2 protein-coding genes are annotated in these 1,520 nt (G+C 72.6%); one reads left to right on the top strand and one right to left on the bottom strand.

The window, feature by feature from the left end; genetic code table 11:
- The coding region (locus ACFU99_RS43335; protein WP_384404215.1) for a hypothetical protein at positions 1-227 on the bottom strand (227 nt) is incomplete at its 3' end.
- A gap of 266 nt (positions 228-493) precedes the next feature.
- On the opposite strand from ACFU99_RS43335, the gene ACFU99_RS43330 reads away from it, so the two are divergent.
- Positions 494-1,273 (top strand): GPP34 family phosphoprotein, encoded by a 780-nt coding sequence (locus ACFU99_RS43330; RefSeq protein WP_363225488.1) that lies wholly within the window; start codon positions 494-496, stop codon positions 1,271-1,273.
- Positions 1,274-1,520 lie beyond the last annotated feature (247 nt).

Below are 1,520 nucleotides of genomic sequence, written 5' to 3'. Positions count from 1 at the left end.
GTCTCGTGCTCCTCGTCCGCGCCCGCGCCACCCGGGTCCTGCGCGGGCACGTCCGCCCGCCCGGCTGCGGCGCCCTCGGGCCCCGCGGCTTCCGCCTTCGACTCCGACCCGGAACCCGACTCGGAGTCCGACGCCCGGAAGACCGCGACCCTCGGGTCGCGTTCGCCCCGATCGTTCGCCCCCGACGACTTCCGCTGCTCCGACCTGTCGGGGGACTCGCCCGCCACCGATGCCTCCTCGAAAACCTCGCGATATGCCTCGCGGGACGAACGACGCCTGATCGCGTCCACGTCCCGCGGGCCAACCGTGTTGAATGTCTACCAGTGTCCTGTGTCGCCGCCGCACCTTCGCGCAGCCGCACCGCCAGAGGGCGTCGCCCACCTGCTAGACGAGAACGACATACCTACCGGTTCCCTCCCGAAGCAACCACGCGCTCTCGACAGATGAATGTGAGAGGGGTCACCCTGTCATTCATCCACGCGGGGAGGCATGGATGGGCAGGAGCCGCAGAACAATTCCGGAGGAGCTTCTGCTGCTCGCCTTGGACCCGGCCACGGGTACCACGGCGCAGCCGCAGTCGCTCGACCTCGGCCTTGCCGGGGCCCAGCTAGTAGAGCTGGCTCTGGCAGGACGGATAGCCCCAGACGGGGATCGTATCGCCGTGGTGATGCCACGGCCGACAGGAGATCCGACTTTGGACTCCGCGCTCGAACTGCTGCGCCGACGCGGCAGCCCGGTGCGCGCCGTCCACTGGATCGGCGGGCCCCGGCTGGGGCTCCGCCAGACGTATCTCACGCATCTGGAGCGGTGCGGCATGGTCCATGCCGTCGCGGGCCAGATGTGCGGGGTGCTGCCGACGACGCGCTACCAAGCGACGGAGACGGCGATAAGCCGGGAAATCAGGGCCCGGCTGGACAGTGCGATCCGCACCGGCGTACCGCCGGACCCGCGGACCGCGGCGCTCGCCGCGCTGGCCCACGCGGTCGGCCTCGGCAAGCACCTCTACCCCGGCAACGAGGGGCGTTCGTCGCGCTCCCGGCTCCGGGACCTCATCAGGCACGACCCGATGGGCGGGCTCGTGGCGCACGCCGTCATGGACGTGCAGAACGGGGTCGCCGCCCAGCCGCGGCGCGCGCCGGCCACGAACGGCGCGGGCGGCGGCGCACCCGGCGCCTCCGGACGGCAGCCGGCGGCCCGGGCCACGGCGGAACCCGCCGGAGTCGGCCTCCAGACGGCGCACCGCGGGGCCATGGCCCGCGTCGGGGCCCGCTGACGTCACGGGACGTCTACGGGGCGTCCACGGGGCCGCAACAGCCGTAGCGGCAGCCCCTGGCGGCACCAGCGGCCCCAGCAGCACCGAGCAGTAACCAGAAACACCCGCAGGACCGGCAGCACAGGCAGGACGAGCAGGACCGGCAGCACCCGACAGACCGACAGCACCGAGCAGTACCCGTTCCACCGACCGCACCGCAGTCCCCGTGACCCGGTTCGGGAGCCGCATCCAGTGCGCGGGGTGGTGG

Source organism: Streptomyces sp. NPDC057654, from assembly GCF_042800135.1.
GTDB lineage: Bacteria > Actinomycetota > Actinomycetes > Streptomycetales > Streptomycetaceae > Streptomyces.
This window is presented reverse-complemented; position numbering and strand designations above follow the sequence as displayed.

What these genes read in the sequence shown, in the direction of transcription:
- ACFU99_RS43330 (WP_363225488.1), top strand. Translation starts at nt 494, where the DNA reads ATGGGCAGGAGCCGCAGAACAATTCCGGAGGAGCTTCTGCTGCTCGCC.